The organism is Nocardioides pollutisoli (assembly GCF_040045055.1).
Lineage (GTDB): Bacteria > Actinomycetota > Actinomycetes > Propionibacteriales > Nocardioidaceae > Nocardioides > Nocardioides tweenelious.
Genome location: NZ_JBDZDU010000002.1, coordinates 209,799 through 227,630, shown reverse-complemented (window position 1 = coordinate 227,630; position 17,832 = coordinate 209,799). Strand labels below are relative to the sequence as shown.

Genomic DNA, 17,832 nt, shown 5'->3' with positions numbered 1-17,832 from the left:
CTATCCAGTCATCGGGTGAGAGCGGTGAACAAAGCCTCTGCTGTCTCACTGCGGTCGAGCAGCTCACCGACGTGGGCCTTGCTCCCGCGGAGCGGGTCGATGGTCGGGACGCGCTGCAGCGACTCGCGACCGGGCAGGTCGAAGATCACGGAGTCCCACGAGGCGGCGGCGACGTGCTCGGCGTACTTCTCGAGGCACCGGCCGCGGAAGTAGGCCCGGGTGTCCTCGGGCGGGTCGTGCATCGCGGCCTCGACCGCGTGGTCGTCGAGCAGGCGCTGGATCCGGCCGCCGGCGACGAGTCGGTGGTAGAGCCCCTTCTCGGGACGGATGTCGGAGTACTGCAGGTCGATGAGCTGGAGCTTGGCGTCGTCCCAGTCGAGGCCGTCGCGCTGGCGGTACTGCTCGAGCAGCTGGAGCTTGGCGACCCAGTCGAGCTCGCTCGCGCAGAGCATCGGGTCGCGCTCGAGCCGGTCGAGGACCGACTCCCAGCGCCGGAGCACGTCGACCGTCTGCTCGTCCGCGTCGGCGCCGTACCGGTCCTCGACGTACTTCTTCGCGAGGTCGAGGTACTCGAGCTGCAGCTGGATCGCCGTGAGCTGACGTCCGTCGGTGAGCGTGACCTGGTGGCGCAGCGTCGCGTCGTGGGAGATCGCCCGCAGGCCGGCGACCGGGCCCTCGACGGTCAGGTCGGCGGTGATGAACCTGTCCTCGATCATCGCGAGCACCAGCGAGGTGGTGCCGACCTTGAGGTACGTCGAGATCTCAGCGAGGTTGGCGTCGCCGATGATCACGTGGAGCCGGCGGTACTTCTCCGGGTCGGCGTGCGGCTCGTCGCGGGTGTTGATGATCGGCCGCTTCAGCGTGGTCTCGAGCCCGACCTCGACCTCGAAGAAGTCGGCGCGCTGGCTGATCTGGAACCCGTGCTCGCGACCGTCCTGGCCGATGCCGACCCGGCCGGCGCCGGTGATCACCTGGCGGCTCACGAAGAACGGCGTGAGGTGGCGGACGATGTCGGCGAACGGCGTGGACCGGCGCATCAGGTAGTTCTCGTGGGCGCCGTACGACGCACCCTTGTTGTCGGTGTTGTTCTTGTAGAGCGCGATCGTGGGGCCGTTGGGGAGCTGGGCCGCACGCTTGGCCGCGTCGAGCATCACCAGCTCGCCCGCCTTGTCCCAGCGGACGATGTCGAGCGGCGTGGTCACCTCGGGGGTGGAGTACTCCGGGTGGGCGTGGTCGACGTATAGGCGCGCACCGTTGGTGAGGATGACGTTGGCCAGCCCCATGTCCTCGTCGGTGAGCTGCGTGGGGTCGGCGACCTGGCGCGACATGTCGAAGCCGCGGGCGTCCCGCAGCGGGGACTCCTCCTCGAAATCCCACCGCGCGCGCCGCGCGCGGACGGTCGCCGACGCGTAGGCGTTGACGACCTGGGAGGAGGCGACCATCGGGTTCGCGAGGGGCTGTCCCTGCACCGCGATGCCGTACTCCACCTCGGCCCCCATGACCCGGCGAACACTCATGCTCCGAGCGTACGCGAGCAGGGTGGGCCAGTAGGTTCGTGACCATGAGCGACACGGCCGACCGGGCGATCACCGCGGCGGTTGCGCTCGGCGTCGCGCACACCGTCACCCGTCACGGCGCGGTGGGTTCGCTCGCCGAAGCGGCCGCAGCGCGCGGGGTCGAGCCGCGCCAGATCGTCAAGACGATGGTGGTGCGGGTGAGCGAGGGCGACCACCGGTTCGTGCTCGTCCCGGGTGACCGGGAGATCGCGTGGCCCAAGCTGCGCGCGCTGCTGGGTGTCAACCGGGTGTCGATGCCGAGCGCGGAGGCGGCGTACGACGTGACCGGCTACGTCCGCGGCACGATCACGCCGCTCGGCAGCGCCTCTCCCCTGCCGGTGATCGCCGACGCGTCGATCCAGGGTGAGATCAGCATCGGCGCGGGTGCACCCGGCGTCGCGCTCACGGTCGACGCCGGAGAGCTGCTCGGTGCTCTCGGTGCCACCGTTGCGGACGTGACGGACCTGTCCGGCTAGCCCTGCGGTTTGGTCACCAACCGCAGGTGGGAGCGTGACCAACGTGCGGTTGGTGACCAAACCGCACGCCGGCGAGCTCGCGGACGGCCGTCAGAGGTACTGGCCGGTGTTGGAGACGGTGTCGATCGACCGGCCCGGCTCGGTGCCCTGCTTGCCGGTGATGAGCGTGCGGATGAAGACGATCCGCTCGCCCTTCTTGCCGGAGATGCGGGCCCAGTCGTCGGGGTTCGTGGTGTTGGGGAGGTCCTCGTTCTCCTTGAACTCATCCACGCACGCCTGCAGCAGGTGCGAGACCCGCAGACCCTTCTGGTCGTGGTCGAGGAGGTCCTTGATCGCCATCTTCTTGGCCCGGTCGACGATGTTCTGGATCATCGCGCCCGAGTTGAAGTCCTTGAAGTAGAGGACCTCCTTGTCGCCGTTGGCGTACGTGACCTCGAGGAAGCGGTTCTCCTCGGTCTCGGTGTACATCCGCTCGACCGTCGCCCGGATCATGCCTGCGACACAGGCCTCGCGGTCGCCACCGAACTCACCGAGGTCCTCGGCGTGGAGCGGCAGGGACGAGGTCAGGTACTTGCTGAAGATGTCGCGAGCGGACTCGGCGTCCGGCCGCTCGATCTTGATCTTCACGTCGAGGCGGCCGGGTCGCAGGATGGCCGGATCGATCATGTCCTCGCGGTTGGACGCACCGATGACCAGCACGTTCTCCAGCAGCTCGACGCCGTCGATCTCGCTGAGCAGCTGCGGGACGATGGTGTTCTCGACGTCCGAAGAGACGCCCGAGCCACGGGTGCGGAAGAGCGAGTCCATCTCGTCGAAGAACACGATGACCGGCGTACCTTCGCTGGCCTTCTCACGCGCCCGCTGGAAGACCAGGCGGATGTGACGCTCGGTCTCGCCGACGTACTTGTTGAGGAGCTCGGGCCCCTTGATGTTGAGGAAGTAGGACTTCCCCTCCTGGCCGGTCTTGGCGGCGACCTTCTTGGCCAGTGAGTTGGCGACCGCCTTGGCGATCAGGGTCTTGCCACAGCCGGGAGGTCCGTAGAGCAGCACGCCCTTCGGGGGCTTGAGCTGGTGCTCGACGAAGAGCTCGGGGTGCAGGTAGGGCAGCTCGACCGCGTCGCGGATCGTCTCGATCTGGCTGAACAGACCGCCGATGTCGCTGTAGTCGATGTCGGGGACCTCTTCGAGGACGAGCTCCTCGACCTCCGACTTCGGGACCTTCTCGTAGACGTAGCCGGAACGCGCGTCGAGCAGGAGCGAGTCACCCGCACGGATCTTCTCGGTGCGCAGCGGCTCGGCGAGGCGCACGACGCGCTCCTCATCGGCGTTCGCGATGACCAGGACACGATCGCCGTCGGCCAGCAGCTCCTTGAACATCACGACCTCGCCGACCTTCTCGAAGTCGAACGCGGCGACGACGTTCAACGCCTCGTTGAGCATGACCTCCTGGCCACGCTGCAGCGAGTCGAGATCGATGCTGGGCGACGCGTTGACGCGCAGCTTGCGTCCGCCGGTAAAGACATCGACCGAGTCGTCGTCGTTGCGGGCGAGGAAGGTGCCGAACCCGGCCGGCGGCTGCGCCAGTCGGTCGACCTCCTCCTTGAGCTTCATGATCTGGTCGCGGGCCTCGCGCAGCGTCTGGGCGAGCCGCTCGTTCTGGGAGGTGAGCCCGGCCAGCGAACGCTGGGCGTCCGCGAGGCGCAGCTCCAGGCCGCGCGATGGAGACGGGCCGTCCGCAAGCCGGTGGCGCAGGTCGGAGATCTCGGCCTCGAGGAGCCGGACCTGGTCCGCGAGCTCGTCCGGGGAGCGGCCCCCCGTGCTGGAAACGCCTTCGGATGTCGACATCAGCGCCACCTCCTGTGCGATCGACCCTACCCGCGAGCATCGTCGAGGGAAGAGCACATTTCGCGGTGTTGGTCACGATTTGGACGCGACCGACCATGTGGTTTGTGACCAAACCGCACGCCCGAGGCCCGAATCTCTGCGGTTTGTGACCAAACCACATGCTCCGCGAGCACGCGGCCGGGTGGATCAGTCCGCGAGCTCCTCGGTGGGGATGTCGGCGGGTCGCGGGCCGGTGTAGTCGGGTCCGTAGGCGCCGGGAGCAGGTCGCCGGCGCTTGAGCGGCGGCCGCTCACCCGGAGCCATGCGACGCGCGGTCACCAGGAAAGCGGTGTGGCCGATCATCTTGTGACCGGGGCGTACGGCGAGGCCCTCGACGTGCCAGTCCCGCACGAGCGACTCCCACGCCTGAGGATCGGTGAAGCCGCCGTGCACGCGGACGGTCTCGACGAACCGCGACAGCTGGGTCGTGGTCGCGACGTACGCGCAGACGATGCCGCCCGGGCGCAGGGCGTCGCCCGCGGCGTCGAGGCACTCCCAGGGCGCGAGCATGTCGAGGATGATCCGGTCGGCGCGTTCACCGGAGGCCGGGAGCGCCTCGGCGAGGTCGCCCAGCCTGAGCTGCCACGCGGGGTGCGTCTCTCCCTCGGGTGCGCCGAAGAACTGGTTCACGTTCTTGCGGGCGACGTCGGCGAACTCCTCGCGCCGTTCGTACGACGTCACGCGACCGTACGGGCCGACGGCCCGCAGCAGCGAGCAGGTCAGCGCGCCGGAACCGACCCCGGCCTCGACCACGTGCGCACCGGGGAAGATATCGGCGAGCGCGACGATCTGCGCGGCGTCCTTGGGGTAGACCACCGCGGCACCGCGCGGCATCGAGACGACGAACTCCGAGAGCAGTGGCCGGAAGCAGAGGTACTCCCCGCCGGCGGACGAGGCGACGGTGAAGCCCTCTTCGCGGCCGATCAGCTCGTCGTGCTCGATGTGTCCGCGGTTGGAGAAGAAGCGCTTGCCCGCGACGAGCTCGAAGTTGTGGCGGCGGCCCTTCTGGTCGACCAGCCGGATCCACTCTCCGACGCGGAGAGGTCCGCGGTGCACGCCCGACCAGGCCTCGAGGGGCACGTCCGGCGCCTGCTCGGAGTGCGAGGCGACGGGTGAGGCGATGGGGACTTCGGGAGCATCGGGGGTCTCGGACACCCCGGAGAGATTAGTGCGCGCTCTCGCGGAACGCCCTATCGACGTCGGCGGTCGCCAGCACGCCGAGGATCGAGCCGTCCGGCTCGACCAGGAGGTACTCCGACGCGGGCATCCGGGTGATCGCCGTCACCAGGTCCTCGCCGCCGATGGCGGCGGGAAGGCGCAGCCCGTCCTCGATGGTGCGCGCGACCGTCGAGACCGGGACCCAGGGCCGGCGATCCTCGGGCGTCGCGGCGAGGGCGGCCTCGCTGACGATCCCGACGGGTACGCCGCTGCTGGTCACCGTCACCACGCTGCTGGCGAGCGCGTCGTGGGCCCGTCGTACGGCCTCGGAGAGCGGCAGGTCACTGGGTACGACGAGGGTGCTGCGGACGAGCTCGCGGGCGACCAGGTGCGGCAGGCGACTCCGGAGGCGGGCTGAGGACATCGCTGCCGTGGCGCCTTGCCAGAGGAAGCCGGCGATCACGACCGCGAGCACGAAGTCCAGGGGTTCGGCCTGGGTGCCGAAGATCCGCTCCTGCAGGAGGGGCCAGCCCAGCGCTGCGATCGCGGTCAGGCGGCCGCCCCACCCGGCGACGATCGTGCCGCGGTGCACGCTGCCGGTGATCTTCCAGACCAGCGACTTGAGCACCCGGCCACCGTCGAGCGGCAGTCCGGGCACCAGGTTGAGCAGTCCGACCAGCAGGTTCGCCCCCGCCAGTCCGTTCACGGCGATCAGGAGCAGGCCGTCCGGTGTGACCTGGTGCAGACCGAGGCCGACCAGGCCGACGGCCAGCGAGGTGAGCGGCCCGACGACCGCGATCCAGAACTCCTGGCGCGGACGACGCGCCTCGCCGTCGATCGCCGTCATCCCGCCCAGGAAGTGCAACGTGATCGACGAGACCGGAAAACCGTAGCGCCGCGCCACGATCGCGTGCGAGGCCTCGTGGAGGAGGACCGACAGGTAGAGGATCACCGCGAAGGCCACGCCCGCGACGTACTTCCAGATCCCCAGGCCGGGCTGCGCGACCTCGACGACCGGAGCCATGATGATCGCGATCAGACCTGCGACGAGGAACCACGACGACGAGACGAGGACGTCGCTGCCCGCGACGGTGCCGACCTTGAAGGTGCCCGGCGGACGGGGCCGGGAGGGTGTGTCGGGCACTCTTGGAGGCTATCCGACGAGGCAGCGGGTACGACGCGGAGGCCGGATGGGCAGCAGGGTCGTCGGGCTGGTCGGTGGGCTCGCCTAGGGTGGCGTCGTGAGTGTGGAGCAGGAGTCGCCGGCGACACGGATCTCCACGCCGGTCGACGGCATCGAGGTGCTCGGGGCTCTGTCACCGAGCCGTGCGGGCGACTTCATGAGCTGCCCGCTGCTCTACCGGTTCCGCACGATCGACCACCTGCCCGAGCCCTTCTCGCCCGACGCCGTTCGCGGCACCGTGGTCCACAAGGTGCTCGAGGACCTGTTCGACCTGCCGGCAGAGCGTCGTACCCCCGAGCAGGCCGAGCAGATGCTCGAACCCGCCTGGGAGGCGCTGGTCGAGCAGTCGCCCGAGCTGCTCGAGATGTTCGGCGAGGACGGTCCCGAAGCCGGCGCCTGGTTGGCGTCGTGCCGCAGCGTCCTCGAGCGCTACTTCACGCTCGAGGACCCGCGCCGGCTCGAGCCGGCGGAGCGTGAGCTGTACGTCGAGACGCTGCTCGACTCACGGCTGCTGCTGCGCGGCTTCGTCGACCGCATCGACGTCGCCCCCGACGGAGCGATCCGGGTGGTCGACTACAAGACGGGCAAGGCGCCCGACGAGATGTTCGAGGCCAAGGCCCTCTTCCAGATGAAGTTCTACGCGCTGGTCATCTGGCGTACGCGCGGCGTCCTGCCGGCGATGCTCCAGCTGGTCTACCTGGGCAGTGGCGAGATGCTCCGCTACGTCCCGGACGAGCAGGACCTGCTCGCGACCGAGCGCAAGGTCGAGGCGATCTGGCACGCGATCCGGCTTGCGGAGGAGTCGGGTGACTGGCGTCCCAGCCCCGGCCGGCTCTGCTCGTGGTGCGCGCACCAGGCCGTGTGCCCCGCATGGGGCGGCACTCCCCCGCCGCTGCCGGTCAAGGAAGACCCGGCTGCCGTGGACACGGCTGACTGATTGCCGGGCACATGTGGTTTGGTCACAAACCGCAAGTGGGAGCGCTCCAGGAATGCGGTTTGTGACCAAACCGCAAACCGCGGCCCGGCAGGTCAGAGCCCGTTGCGCTCGGCCCAGAGGGCGGCCTGGGTGCGGTCGGAGACCCCGATCCGGGCGAAGGCGGACGTCAGGTGGGCCTTGACGGTGCGCTCGCTGATGTCGAGGCGCCGAGCGATCTGCTTGTTCGCCAGCCCCTCGCGGACCAGCCCGAGCACCTCGGTCTCCCGGCTCGTCAGCTGCACCTGGGTCGAGCCGGCGCGGGTGCCGAGGAGAGCCCGGGCCGCCTTGGGGTGCAGTGGAGACTCGCCCCGGCTGACCGCGCGGATGCCCTGGAGCACGTCGTCCGGGTCGGCGTCCTTCAGCAGGTAGCCGACCGCGCCGGCGTCGAGTGCGGCGAGGATCCGCTCGCTGTCGGAGAACGACGTGAGGACCAGGACGTCCACGCCGAGGTTCTCGGACATGATCATCCGGGTCGCGACGACACCGTCGACCTCGGGCATCTGCAGGTCCATGAGCACCACGTCGGGGCGGATCCGTCGGACCACCTCGAGCGCTTCCCGGCCGTTGGCCGCCGTGCCGACGACCTCGATGTCGGAGGTCCCGCCCAGCAGCTGCTGCAGGCCGCCGCGGATCACCGCGTGGTCGTCAACGAGGACGACGCGGATCTTGACTTCACTCATCGGGCGTCCACCTCCATCCGGACCGTGGTGCCTTCGCCGGGTGACGAACGCACGTCGAGATGGCCACCGTTGTCGGTGACCAGGCTTCGCAGCCCTCGAAGACCGTAGCGGTCGGCGTCGCGAACGGTCTTCGGATCGAAGCCGACACCGTCGTCCACGACCTCGAGCACCAGCTGCGGACCGGCGACACGCACGGTGACGGCCAGGGTGGAGGCGGACGAGTGCCGGATGGCGTTGCGCACCGCCTCCTGGGCGACCCGCCACACCAGAGCCGCCCGCTCGTTGGACGCCCCCTCGACACCTTCCACGCTCACCGACGCCTGGATACCTGCCGTCGCGGCCGGTGCGATCAGGTCCGCCAGCGCGGCGGACAGGCCGTCGGCGTGCAGGTCGGGCGGGTGGATCTCCGCGAGCAACGAGCGGAGCGAGGTGAGGCTCGTGCGCAGCGAGGACCCGGCGCTGTCGAGCGTCTGCCGGGCGTCCTCGTCCGTGGCCGGGTTGCGCGCCACGGCGCTGATCGCGAACGCCGAGCCGGCGAGGTCTTGTACGACGCCGTCGTGCAGGTCCCGGGCGATCCGACGACGCTCGGCGTCGGAGGCGTCCATCGCGGAGCGCAGCAGCCGCTCCCGTTCGGCAGCCGCACTGCGCAGCTGTCGGGTCAGTCCGGCGAGGATCGCGGTCGCGACCAGGATCAGCAGGACCAGGGGCCCGAGCGTGATCCACCGGAACGCAGAGAAGATCTCGTTGCTGCGGCTCTCGATCTCGTCGAGCGTGTAGTAGGCCTCGAGGAGCAGGGGCTGCCCCTCCGGAGACTCGATCTGGGTGTACGTCAGCACCAGCCCGCCGTCGCCCGTCGAGGTCTCGATGTCCTTGTTCTCGGGCCGCTGCGGGTCGGCGATGCCGCCGCCGTGGCCGCCGTTGTTGAGCACTTCGAGCTCGTCGGTCGGGAGCGGGAACTTCCGGCCGTTCAACGGGGTGCCCTCGCTCGAGTAGACGATGCGCCCCTCCGCGGTCCAGATGTTGACGCGGCGGACGGTGTCGACGTCGAGGAGTCGCTCACCGACCGTCTGGTCCATCAGGTCCGCCTTGGCGATCCTGCGCCTGGTGACGTCGACCAGGCCCTTCGGGACATCGGGCTCCACGATCGAGCGGGCCAGCACCTCGGTGGTGCCCTGGGCCTCGGCGATCGCCTCCTGGCGAGCTGCGCGGTCGGCGAGTCTGTTGGTCCCGAGGAAGATCGCGACGACCGTGAGGGTCCCGATCAGCAAGAAGAGCGCGACCGGGTTGCGAAGGACACGCAAGCGGGTCACCTTTCGACGGGGCCCGCTCAGGATAGGTCCTTCACATCGGGGCTAGTACGAGAGGGAGGCGCGGCAGACCTCGCCGGTCCGCGCGTTCTGGGCGCGGAAGACGATGTCGTCCTCGCCGTACCCGTCGAACATGGTGCGGTTGACGCGGAAGCTGAGGTCGCTGTCCTCGTTGCCACGGGCGCGGCCGTCGAAGGCCAGCTCACCGTTGTGCTTGAGCTTCCAGTCCCAGGCATCGCTGTCTTCGCTCCACACCGTGCCGGTGATCGCGAGACGCAGGTTGTTGCCGTCGACGGGCGCGACCTTGAGCTTCGCTCGGCTCGTCGTACCGGTGTCACACCCGTCCCGGGCGGTCTGGACGTCCGATGCGTTCCCGCCATCACTCCACGCCGCGCTGGGCACGACAAAGAGGGCCGCTGCACCCAGCACCAGGCTGAGCACGATGGCGGGACCGCGTCGGACGAACATGTGACCTCTTACTACCTGACTCTTCCAGGTGGAACTGCTCCCCCCGAGATGTCCTCATCCTGGGGCCGCGACGGTGCAGTCCACCATTGCCCGGTGGTACTAGGACCTCTGGTCGGCCCAGATCTGGCCCAGGTCGAGCCCCTCGAGGGTGTCCACGAAGACCCGGCGCTCGCTGGCGAGGACGGGGACGTGGTTCTCGACGACCAGGACCAGGCAGCCGGCGGTCTCGGCCGACTTGGCTCCGGTGTTCGAGTCCTCGATCGCCAGGCAGTCCTCGGGGCGTACGCCGAGGGCCGCGGCGGCCGTGAGGTAGGGCTCGGGGTGCGGCTTCCCGAACTCCACCTGGTCGCCGGTGACGATGACCCGGAAGGTCTCGGGAGGCAGCTGGGCGAGGATCGGCGCGACGAACCGCTCGTACGACATCGTCACCAGCGCGCAGCGCATGCCGTCGGCGACCAGCGCAGCGAGGAGCTCGCGGGCGCCGGGACGCCACGGCACCTCGTGCTGCACCCGGGCGACCACGCCGTCGAGCAGGCGCTCGACGATCTCCTCGGGCTCCAGGTCGATGCCCATGCGATCGCGGATGTACGCAGCGGAGTCGAGCAGGTCGCTCCCCACCAGGTGCATCGCGTCGGCGTGGCTCCAGGTGCCGCCGTACTGCTCGGCGAGGGCGAACTCGGTCTCGATCCAGTACGGCTCCGTGTCGACCAACGTGCCATCCATGTCCCAAAGAACGGCAGCGGGGCGTGTCTCAGTCATCGGGGTCGTAGCCGAGGTTGGGCGACAGCCACCGCTCGGCCTCCTGGAGCGTCCAGCCCTTGCGCTCGGCGTAGTCGCTCACCTGGTCGCGACCCAGGCGGCCGACGACGAAGTACTGCGCCTCGGGGTGCGAGAAGTACCAGCCCGAGACAGCGGCGCCCGGCCACATCGCCATGCTCTCCGTGAGCTCGATGCCGGTCGTCGCCTGCACGTCGAGCAGCTCCCACAGGGTGAGCTTCTCGGTGTGCTCGGGACAGGCCGGGTAGCCAGGAGCGGGTCGGATGCCGGTGTACTTCTCGGCGATCAGGTCCTCGTTGGCGAGCTGCTCGTCGGGCACGTGGCCCCAGAACTCGGTCCGCACCCGCTGGTGCAGGCGCTCGGCGAAGGCTTCCGCCAGGCGGTCGGCCAGCGACTCGAGGAGGATCGCCGAGTAGTCGTCGTTCGCCTCCTTGAAGGCCGCGATCCGGTCCTGGCCGCCGAGGCCCGCCGTGACAGCGAAGGCGCCCACGTGGTCGGCGAGCCCGGTGTCGCGGGGCGCGACGAAGTCGCCGAGCGAGCGGTTGGGTACGCCGTCGCGGTGCTCGCCCTGCTGGCGCAGGTTGTGGAGCGTGGCGAGGACCTCGGAGCGGGAGTCGTCGGTGTAGACCTCGATGTCGTCGCCGACCGCGTTGGCGGGGAAGAAGCCGAACACCGCGTTGGCGGTCAGCCACTTCTCCGCGATCAACCTGTCGAGCATCGTCTGGGCGTCGTCGTACAGCGCCTTCGCGGTCTCGCCCGTGGTCGGGCTGTTGAGGATGTCGGGGAACTTGCCCTTCATCTCCCAGGCGTTGAAGAACGGCTGCCAGTCGATGTAGTCGCGCAGCTCGGCGAGGTCGTAGTCGGTCAGGACATGGGTGCCCGGCGCGTTCGGCGCCGGCGGCTCGTAGCCGGCCCAGTCGACCGGGGTGCGGTTGGCGCGCGCCTTCTCGACGCTCAGCATCGGCCGGTCGTGCTTGGCGGCGTGCCGCTCGCGCAACGAGTCGTAGTCGGCCTTCACGTCGGCCATCAGCTTGGGTCGCTGCGCGTCGCTCAGCAGCGCTGCCAGCGTCGGCACCGAGCGCGAGGCGTCCTTGACCCACACGACGGGGCCGTCGTACTTGCCGTCGACCTTGACGGCCGTGTGGGCGCGCGACGTGGTCGCCCCGCCGATCAGCAGCGGGATCTCGAAGCCCTGGCGCTGCATCTCGGAGGCGAGGTTGACCATCTCGTCGAGCGACGGCGTGATCAGGCCGGAGAGGCCGATCGCGTCCGCGCCGATCTCCTTGGCGGTGTCGAGGATCTTCTGCGCGGGGACCATCACGCCGAGGTCGATCACCTCGAAGTTGTTGCACTGCAGGACGACGCCGACGATGTTCTTGCCGATGTCGTGGACGTCGCCCTTGACGGTCGCCATCACGATCGTGCCGTTGGTGTCCTTGGCGGTGGCGTACTCCGGGTTGTCGAGCTTCTCCTGCTCGATGAACGGGATGAGGTAGGCGACGGCCTTCTTCATCACGCGCGCGGACTTCACGACCTGTGGGAGGAACATCTTGCCGGCGCCGAAGAGGTCGCCGACGACGTTCATGCCGTCCATCAGCGGTCCCTCGATGACCTCGATCGGTCGCCTGCCACGCTCGGCGATCTCCAGGCGGAGCTCCTCGGTGTCGCTCTCGGCGTACGCGTCGATGCCCTTCACGAGCGCGTGGGTGATCCGCTCCCCGACCGGGAGGCTGCGCCACTCGGCCGCGGTCGCCTCGACGACCTCGCCCTGCTTGTTGTGCTCCTCGGCGATCTCGAGCAGCCGCTCGGCGGCGTCGGGGCGCCGGTTGAGGACGACGTCCTCGATCCGCTCTCGCAGCTCGGGCTCGACCTCGGAGTAGGGGATCAGGGCGCCGGCGTTGACGATGCCCATGTCGAGGCCGGCCTCGATGGCGTGGAAGAGGAACACCGCGTGGATCGCCTCGCGGACGGGGTTGTTGCCCCGGAACGAGAAGCTGACGTTGGAGATGCCGCCGCTGACCTTGGCGCCGGGCAGGTTCTGCTTGATCCAGCGGGTGGCCTCGATGAAGTCCAGGCCGTACGACGCGTGCTCCTCGATGCCGGTCGCGACCGCGAAGACGTTGGGGTCGAAGATGATGTCCTCGGGCGGGAAGCCGACCTCGTCGACGAGCAGGCGGTAGGCGCGCTCGCAGATCGCCTTGCGGCGCTCGAGGTTGTCGGCCTGGCCGTCCTCGTCGAAGGCCATCACGACCGCGGCGGCGCCGTACTTGCGCACCAGGCGTGCCTGCTCGAGGAACTTGTCCTCGCCCTCCTTCATGGAGATCGAGTTGACGATGGCCTTGCCCTGGACGTTCTTCAGACCGGCCTCGATCACCTCCCACTTGGAGGAGTCGATCATGAGCGGAACGCGGCTGATGTCGGGCTCGCTGGCGATCAGCTTGGTGAAGCGGTCCATGGCCGCGACGCCGTCGATCATGCCCTCGTCCATGTTGATGTCGATGACCTGCGCGCCGTTCTCGACCTGCTGCGCGGCGATGGTGAGGCCCGTGTCGTAGTCGCCGGCCTTGATCAGGTTGCGGAACTTCGCCGACCCCGTGATGTTGGTGCGCTCGCCCACGTTGACGAAGAGGCTGTCGTCGTTGATCGTGAACGGCTCGAGTCCGGAGAGGTGCATGCCGGGCGCCACCTCGACGGGCGTACGGCGCTGCTTCGACTCGACCGCCTGGGCGATCGCCGCGATGTGGGCCGGGGTGGTGCCGCAGCAGCCTCCGACGAGGTTGACGAACCCGCTGTCGGCGAACTCGGCGAGGATCGCCGAGGTCTCCTCGGGCGCCTCGTCGTACTCGCCGAACGCGTTGGGCAGGCCGGCGTTCGGGTAGCAGGACACGAACGAGTCGGCCAGACGCGACATCTCGGCGATGTACGGGCGCATCTCCTTCGCGCCGAGGGCGCAGTTGAGGCCCACCGCGAGCGGACGGACGTGGCGGACCGAGTCCCAGAACGCCTCGGTCACCTGGCCGGACAGCGTGCGACCGGAGGCATCGGTGATCGTGCCGGAGATGATGACCGGCCACCGACGACCGTGCTCCTCGAAGAGCGTCTCGACCGCGAAGATCGCGGCCTTCGCGTTGAGCGTGTCGAAGATCGTCTCGATCATCAGCAGGTCGGCGCCGCCGTCGACGAGCCCGCGGGCGGCGTCGAGGTACGCCGCGACGAGCTGGTCGTAGGACACGTTGCGCGCGCCGGGGTCGTTGACGTCGGGAGAGATCGAGGCGGTGCGGGTCGTCGGCCCGAGGGCGCCGGCGACGTACCGCGGCTTGTCGGGCGTCGCCGCGGCGTCGGCCTCGCGTCGAGCCAGGCGGGCCGACTCGAGGTTGAGCTCGTAGGAGAGCTCCTCGAGGCCGTAGTCGGCGAGCGAGACGGAGTTGGCGTTGAACGTGTTGGTCTCGATGATGTCGGCGCCGGCCTCGAGGTACTCGCGGTGGATGCCGGCGATGATCTCGGGCTGCGTGATCGTGAGCAGGTCGTTGTTGCCCTGGAGGTCGCTGGGCCAGTCGGCGAACCGCTCGCCGCGGTAGCCGGCCTCGTCGGGCCGGTCGCGCTGGATCGCCGTACCCATCGCGCCGTCCAGCACCATGATCCGAGTCTCGAGGGCGCGGGTGAGCTCCTCGGTGGCATCGGGTCGCAGGTCGGACAACGGGACTCCTCTCGGGTCGCGGCGCGACCAGGGGTCAAGCGTAGGAAGAGCGTCCACGGGCTGGACCTGATTCCCAGATCGTGACATCGGGCGTGGCGGCAGCAGAAATCCACGGGCGGACTAGGCTGATGGTGTGATCGAGCTGGAGGGCGTGACCGACCTGGTGAACCCGGTGGTCATCGCCGCGTTCGAAGGCTGGAACGACGCCGCCGACGCCGCGTCGTCGGCCGTGGACCACCTGATCGACGTGTGGGGGGCGCGCGTCGTCGGAGCCGTCGACCCGGAGGACTTCTACGACTTCCAGGTCAACCGCCCGATCGTCGGGTCCGACTCGCTCGGGCACCGGAAGCTGACCTGGCCGAGCACCCAGATCGCGATCGCCTCTCCCCCGGACCTCGACCGCGACATCATCCTGATCCGCGGGATCGAGCCGAACATGCGCTGGCGCCAGTTCTGCGCCGAGCTGCTCGCGGCCTGCGACGAGCTCGGCGGCGAGCTCGTCGTCACCCTCGGCGCGCTGCTGGCTGACACGCCGCACACGCGCCCGATCCCGGTCACCGGCACCGCCACCGAGCTCGAGCTGGTCGACCGGCTGAAGCTCGAGCAGTCGACGTACGAGGGCCCGACCGGCATCGTCGGCGTCTTCCAGGACGCCTGCGTGCAGCTCGACATGCCGGCGGTGTCGTACTGGGCCGCCGTACCGCACTACGTCGCGCAGCCGCCGTGCCCCAAGGCGACGCTGGCCCTGGTCGGGCAGCTCGAGGACCTGCTGCAGGTGAGCATCCCGCTCGGTGACCTGCCCGAGGACGCCCGGGCGTGGGAGCGCGGTGTCGACGAGCTGGCCGAGGAGGACGAGGACGTCGCCGACTACGTGCGGGCCCTCGAGGAGACCCGCGACACCACCGACCTGCCCGAGGCCTCCGGTGAGGCCATCGCCCGTGAGTTCGAGCGTTACCTCAAGCGACGCCAGGACGACGACTGACGGCTGCCCCGGCATGTGGTTTGGTCACAAACCGCAGGTGGGAGCGCTCCAGGCTTGAGGTTTGTGACCAAACCGCAGAGCCGGGAGGGTCAGAGCGCGAGCCCCAGGGCGGCGTCGAGGACCGCGAGCATCTGGATGGCGGCGTGGGGGTCGGTCGTGTCGGCGACGCCGTCGGTGCCGAGCGTGGCGGCCACCCAGCGGTCGACGGCGGCCGTGGCACGCGGGGCGTCGAGGTCGTCGGCCAGGGCCGCGAGGATCTCCTCGACCACCGGCGCCGCGGGGGCACCGGCACCGAGCGAGACGGCCTGACGCCAGCGGCCCAGGTCGTCGACGGCGGTCCACAGCTCGCCGTCGACCCACTCCCAGTCGGCGCGGTAGTGGTGGCGCATCAGCGCCAGCCGGATCGCCATCGGGTCGACGTCGCTGTTGCGCAGCGCGGACACGAAGACCAGGTTGCCCCGCGACTTCGACATCTTCTCGCCGTCGTAGCCGACCATGCCGCCGTGGCTGTAGACCTTCGCGAACGGCACACCGGGGACCGCCACCTGGGCGTGGCCCGCGCACATCTCGTGGTGCGGGAACACCAGGTCGCTGCCACCGCCCTGGACGTCGAAGGCGCCGCCGAGGTGCTCCTGGGCGATCGCGGTGCACTCGACGTGCCACCCCGGACGTCCGGGGCCCCACGGGCTCGGCCACGACGGCTCGCCCTCGCGCTCCCCGCGCCAGACGACGCAGTCGAGGGGGTCCTTCTTGCCGGCACGGTCCGGGTCGCCGCCGCGCTCGGGGAAGATCTCGAGCATCGTCTCGCGGCTCATGCCGGACTCGGCGCCGAAGGCCGGGTCGGCGGTCACCGAGAAGTAGAGGTCGTCCTCGACCCGGTAGATCGAGCCGGCCGCGTCCAGTCGCTGGATCAGCTCGATCACGAGCGGGATCGACTCGACCGCGCCGATGTAGTGCGCCGGCGGCAGCACGCGCAGCGCGGTCATGTCCTGGCGAAACAGCTCGGTCTCGCGCTCCGCCAGCTCGACCCAGTCGACGTGGACCTTCGCGGCCCGCTCGAGCAGCGGGTCGTCGACGTCGGTGACGTTCTGCACGTAGGTCACGTCGTGGCCGGCGTTGCGCCAGGCCCGGTTGAGCAGGTCGAAGGCGACGTAGGTGTTCGCGTGACCCAGGTGCGTGGCGTCGTACGGCGTGATGCCGCAGACGTACATCCGCGCCGGGCCTTCCGGGGCCGTCGTGACGGCCGCGCCGGAGGGGGTGTCGTGGAGGGCGACCGGCGGACCCGCGACGGGCAGGGTGGGGATCTCGGGGGACGGCCAGGCTCGCATGCGGAAAGACTATCGACTCACGTCAGAAGGGCGGCCACGGGATGGCCGGCCACTCGCCGCGCGGCAACGGCATCGAGCCCTTCGCGACCAGCCGGTCGCACCGTCGGAGCAGGGCCTCGATCTCCAGGTCGGTGAGGTGCGGGGCCAGTGCGTCGCCGAGCTGTCCGGCGACCTCCGCACGGACGGCCTCGACCACGGCGGACTCCTCGGTGGTCAGGGCCTCGCCCAGCCAGCCCCAGAGCACGGTGCGCAGCTTGTGGTCGGTGTGGAACGTCACGCCGTGGTCGACGCCGTACCGGTGCCCGTCGGTCATCTCAAGCACGTGCCCGCCCTTGCGGTCGGCGTTGTTGACGATCACGTCGTAGACCGCCATCCGCCGCAGCGGCGCGGAGTCCTCGTGGATCAGCGAGATCGGCTGGTCCTGCGCGTCGAACCCGTCGAAGACGTGCCGCCAGCCTTCGGGCACCTCGCCCTCGGCGACCAGCGTGACCGCGGCCTGCTCCTCGTCCGGCTCCTGCCAGCGCTGGACCATGCCGGGGCCGTGCGGGCCGTCGCGCAGCCAGGTCTCGGGCACGACGTTCCAGCCGAAGACCTCCGAGACGAGGTACGCCGCGCGCTCGCGGTCGGCGAGGGTCCCGTCGGGGAAATCCCACAGCGGCCGCTCCCCCGCGACCGGCTTGTAGACGACGCGCACGCCGTCGATCTCGCCGACGAAGGTGGCGTTCGACGCCGGCATGATCCGGCCGTGGAGGACCAGCTCCCCCTCGGCCAGGTCCGGTGCGGTCACGGGTCCCTGCGACGGAAGCCGTTGGCCCGCACGCACAGGTGGCCCTCCGGGTCGACGGGGTTGCCGCAGAAGGGGCAGCTCGGCCGGCCGGCCTCGAGCACCTGCTCGGCCCGCTTGACGAAGGCCCGCGCCGGGCCCGGCGGGATCCGGACCAGGAAGACCTCGTCCGGCTCGGGCTCCTCGAAGTCCTCGTCGATCTGCTCCGGCGACACCACCGCTGCCTCGGTGTAGGGGAACACCTCGATCACGATGCGCTCGTCACCGGGGTCCCAGGACAGCGTCATGGTGCCGGCGCGGAACTCCTCCTCGATCGGCTGCTCGAGCGGGTCGCTGTCGTCGAGGCCGAGCGGGGCGACGGCGGGGATGACCGAGTCGCTGAGCGTGCTGGCCATGATCTCGTCGAGCAGCTCGTCGATGCGCTCCGCGAGGGCCTGCACCTGCTGCTTCTCGAGCGAGACGCTCACCACCCGCGCACCGGAGCGCGCCTGGAGGAAGAAGGTCCGTTGTCCGGGCGGCCCGACGGTGCCCGTGACGAACCGCTCCGGAGGGTCGAATCCGTGGACGAGAGGCATG

15 protein-coding genes are annotated in these 17,832 nt (G+C 69.8%); 3 read left to right on the top strand and 12 right to left on the bottom strand.

The annotated features are described in order from the left end of the window. Positions 1–8 precede the first annotated feature (8 nt). Entirely contained in the window at positions 9–1,517 is a 1,509-nt protein-coding gene (gene dop, locus ABLE68_RS19155) for a depupylase/deamidase Dop (RefSeq protein WP_348873524.1), read from the bottom strand. 44 nt (positions 1,518–1,561) lie between these two features. Here dop and ABLE68_RS19150 point away from each other — a divergent pair, with 44 nt between their 5' ends. Further along, positions 1,562–2,032 (top strand): aminoacyl-tRNA deacylase, encoded by a 471-nt coding sequence (locus tag ABLE68_RS19150; RefSeq protein WP_348873523.1) that lies wholly within the window; start codon positions 1,562–1,564, stop codon positions 2,030–2,032. A gap of 90 nt (positions 2,033–2,122) precedes the next feature. Here ABLE68_RS19150 and arc read toward each other — a convergent pair whose 3' ends face one another. The 3 genes from arc to ABLE68_RS19135 all read right to left on the bottom strand — a co-directional run bounded on the left by arc (position 2,123) and on the right by ABLE68_RS19135 (position 6,218). Further along, entirely contained in the window at positions 2,123–3,877 is a 1,755-nt protein-coding gene (arc, locus tag ABLE68_RS19145) for a proteasome ATPase (RefSeq protein WP_348873522.1), read from the bottom strand. Between the two features lie 186 nt (positions 3,878–4,063). Next, positions 4,064–4,972, bottom strand: coding sequence for a tRNA (adenine-N1)-methyltransferase (locus ABLE68_RS19140; RefSeq protein WP_348874384.1), 909 nt, complete (start codon positions 4,970–4,972; stop codon positions 4,064–4,066). A gap of 109 nt (positions 4,973–5,081) precedes the next feature. Then, positions 5,082–6,218: a site-2 protease family protein gene (locus ABLE68_RS19135; protein ID WP_348873521.1), complete on the bottom strand. Its 1,137-nt coding sequence runs from the start codon at positions 6,216–6,218 to the stop codon at positions 5,082–5,084. 97 nt (positions 6,219–6,315) lie between these two features. Here ABLE68_RS19135 and ABLE68_RS19130 point away from each other — a divergent pair, with 97 nt between their 5' ends. Then, complete coding sequence (locus ABLE68_RS19130; RefSeq protein ID WP_348873520.1) at positions 6,316–7,194, top strand: RecB family exonuclease; 879 nt, start codon at positions 6,316–6,318, stop codon at positions 7,192–7,194. A 92-nt stretch (positions 7,195–7,286) separates the two neighbouring features. Here ABLE68_RS19130 and ABLE68_RS19125 read toward each other — a convergent pair whose 3' ends face one another. The 5 genes from ABLE68_RS19125 to metH all read right to left on the bottom strand — a co-directional run bounded on the left by ABLE68_RS19125 (position 7,287) and on the right by metH (position 14,162). Then, positions 7,287–7,913 (bottom strand): response regulator, encoded by a 627-nt coding sequence (locus tag ABLE68_RS19125; RefSeq protein WP_348873519.1) that lies wholly within the window; start codon positions 7,911–7,913, stop codon positions 7,287–7,289. Beyond that, on the bottom strand, positions 7,910–9,214 hold the full coding sequence (locus ABLE68_RS19120) for a sensor histidine kinase (protein ID WP_348873518.1): 1,305 nt from the start codon (positions 9,212–9,214) through the stop codon (positions 7,910–7,912). Before ABLE68_RS19120 ends, ABLE68_RS19125 begins: the two co-directional genes overlap by 4 nt. A gap of 51 nt (positions 9,215–9,265) precedes the next feature. After that, the gene (locus ABLE68_RS19115; protein ID WP_348873517.1) at positions 9,266–9,688 is read right to left on the bottom strand and encodes a hypothetical protein; all 423 of its coding nucleotides are present in this window, start codon (positions 9,686–9,688) and stop codon (positions 9,266–9,268) included. A 99-nt stretch (positions 9,689–9,787) separates the two neighbouring features. Next, positions 9,788–10,447 (bottom strand): HAD family hydrolase, encoded by a 660-nt coding sequence (locus ABLE68_RS19110; protein WP_348873516.1) that lies wholly within the window; start codon positions 10,445–10,447, stop codon positions 9,788–9,790. Then, positions 10,440–14,162, bottom strand: coding sequence for a methionine synthase (gene metH, locus ABLE68_RS19105; protein ID WP_348873515.1), 3,723 nt, complete (start codon positions 14,160–14,162; stop codon positions 10,440–10,442). The genes ABLE68_RS19110 and metH overlap by 8 nt, the downstream gene beginning before the upstream one ends. A gap of 133 nt (positions 14,163–14,295) precedes the next feature. On the opposite strand from metH, the gene ABLE68_RS19100 reads away from it, so the two are divergent. Beyond that, entirely contained in the window at positions 14,296–15,144 is an 849-nt protein-coding gene (locus ABLE68_RS19100; RefSeq protein WP_348873514.1) for a PAC2 family protein, read from the top strand. A gap of 89 nt (positions 15,145–15,233) precedes the next feature. On the opposite strand, the gene mshC is transcribed toward ABLE68_RS19100, so the two are convergent. From mshC to ABLE68_RS19085, 3 genes are read right to left on the bottom strand one after another with little or no spacing between them, the layout of a single operon-like run. Next, the gene (gene mshC, locus ABLE68_RS19095) at positions 15,234–16,472 is read right to left on the bottom strand and encodes a cysteine--1-D-myo-inosityl 2-amino-2-deoxy-alpha-D-glucopyranoside ligase (RefSeq protein WP_348873513.1); all 1,239 of its coding nucleotides are present in this window, start codon (positions 16,470–16,472) and stop codon (positions 15,234–15,236) included. A gap of 22 nt (positions 16,473–16,494) precedes the next feature. After that, on the bottom strand, positions 16,495–17,259 hold the full coding sequence (locus ABLE68_RS19090) for an SCO1664 family protein (RefSeq protein WP_348873512.1): 765 nt from the start codon (positions 17,257–17,259) through the stop codon (positions 16,495–16,497). Further along, entirely contained in the window at positions 17,256–17,831 is a 576-nt protein-coding gene (locus tag ABLE68_RS19085; protein WP_348873511.1) for a DUF3090 domain-containing protein, read from the bottom strand. The genes ABLE68_RS19090 and ABLE68_RS19085 overlap by 4 nt, the downstream gene beginning before the upstream one ends. Position 17,832: the final 1 nt, after the last annotated feature.

Excerpts from the sequence above, each read along its gene's own strand:
- dop (WP_348873524.1), bottom strand. The coding sequence starts at position 1,517 with ATGAGTGTTCGCCGGGTCATGGGGGCCGAGGTGGAGTACGGCATCGCG.
- ABLE68_RS19150 (WP_348873523.1), top strand. The coding sequence starts at position 1,562 with ATGAGCGACACGGCCGACCGGGCGATCACCGCGGCGGTTGCGCTCGGC.
- arc (WP_348873522.1), bottom strand. The coding sequence starts at position 3,877 with ATGTCGACATCCGAAGGCGTTTCCAGCACGGGGGGCCGCTCCCCGGAC.
- ABLE68_RS19125 (WP_348873519.1), bottom strand. The coding sequence starts at position 7,913 with ATGAGTGAAGTCAAGATCCGCGTCGTCCTCGTTGACGACCACGCGGTG.
- ABLE68_RS19115 (WP_348873517.1), bottom strand. The coding sequence starts at position 9,688 with ATGTTCGTCCGACGCGGTCCCGCCATCGTGCTCAGCCTGGTGCTGGGT.
- ABLE68_RS19110 (WP_348873516.1), bottom strand. The coding sequence starts at position 10,447 with ATGACTGAGACACGCCCCGCTGCCGTTCTTTGGGACATGGATGGCACG.
- mshC (WP_348873513.1), bottom strand. The coding sequence starts at position 16,472 with ATGCGAGCCTGGCCGTCCCCCGAGATCCCCACCCTGCCCGTCGCGGGT.
- ABLE68_RS19085 (WP_348873511.1), bottom strand. The coding sequence starts at position 17,831 with ATGCCTCTCGTCCACGGATTCGACCCTCCGGAGCGGTTCGTCACGGGC.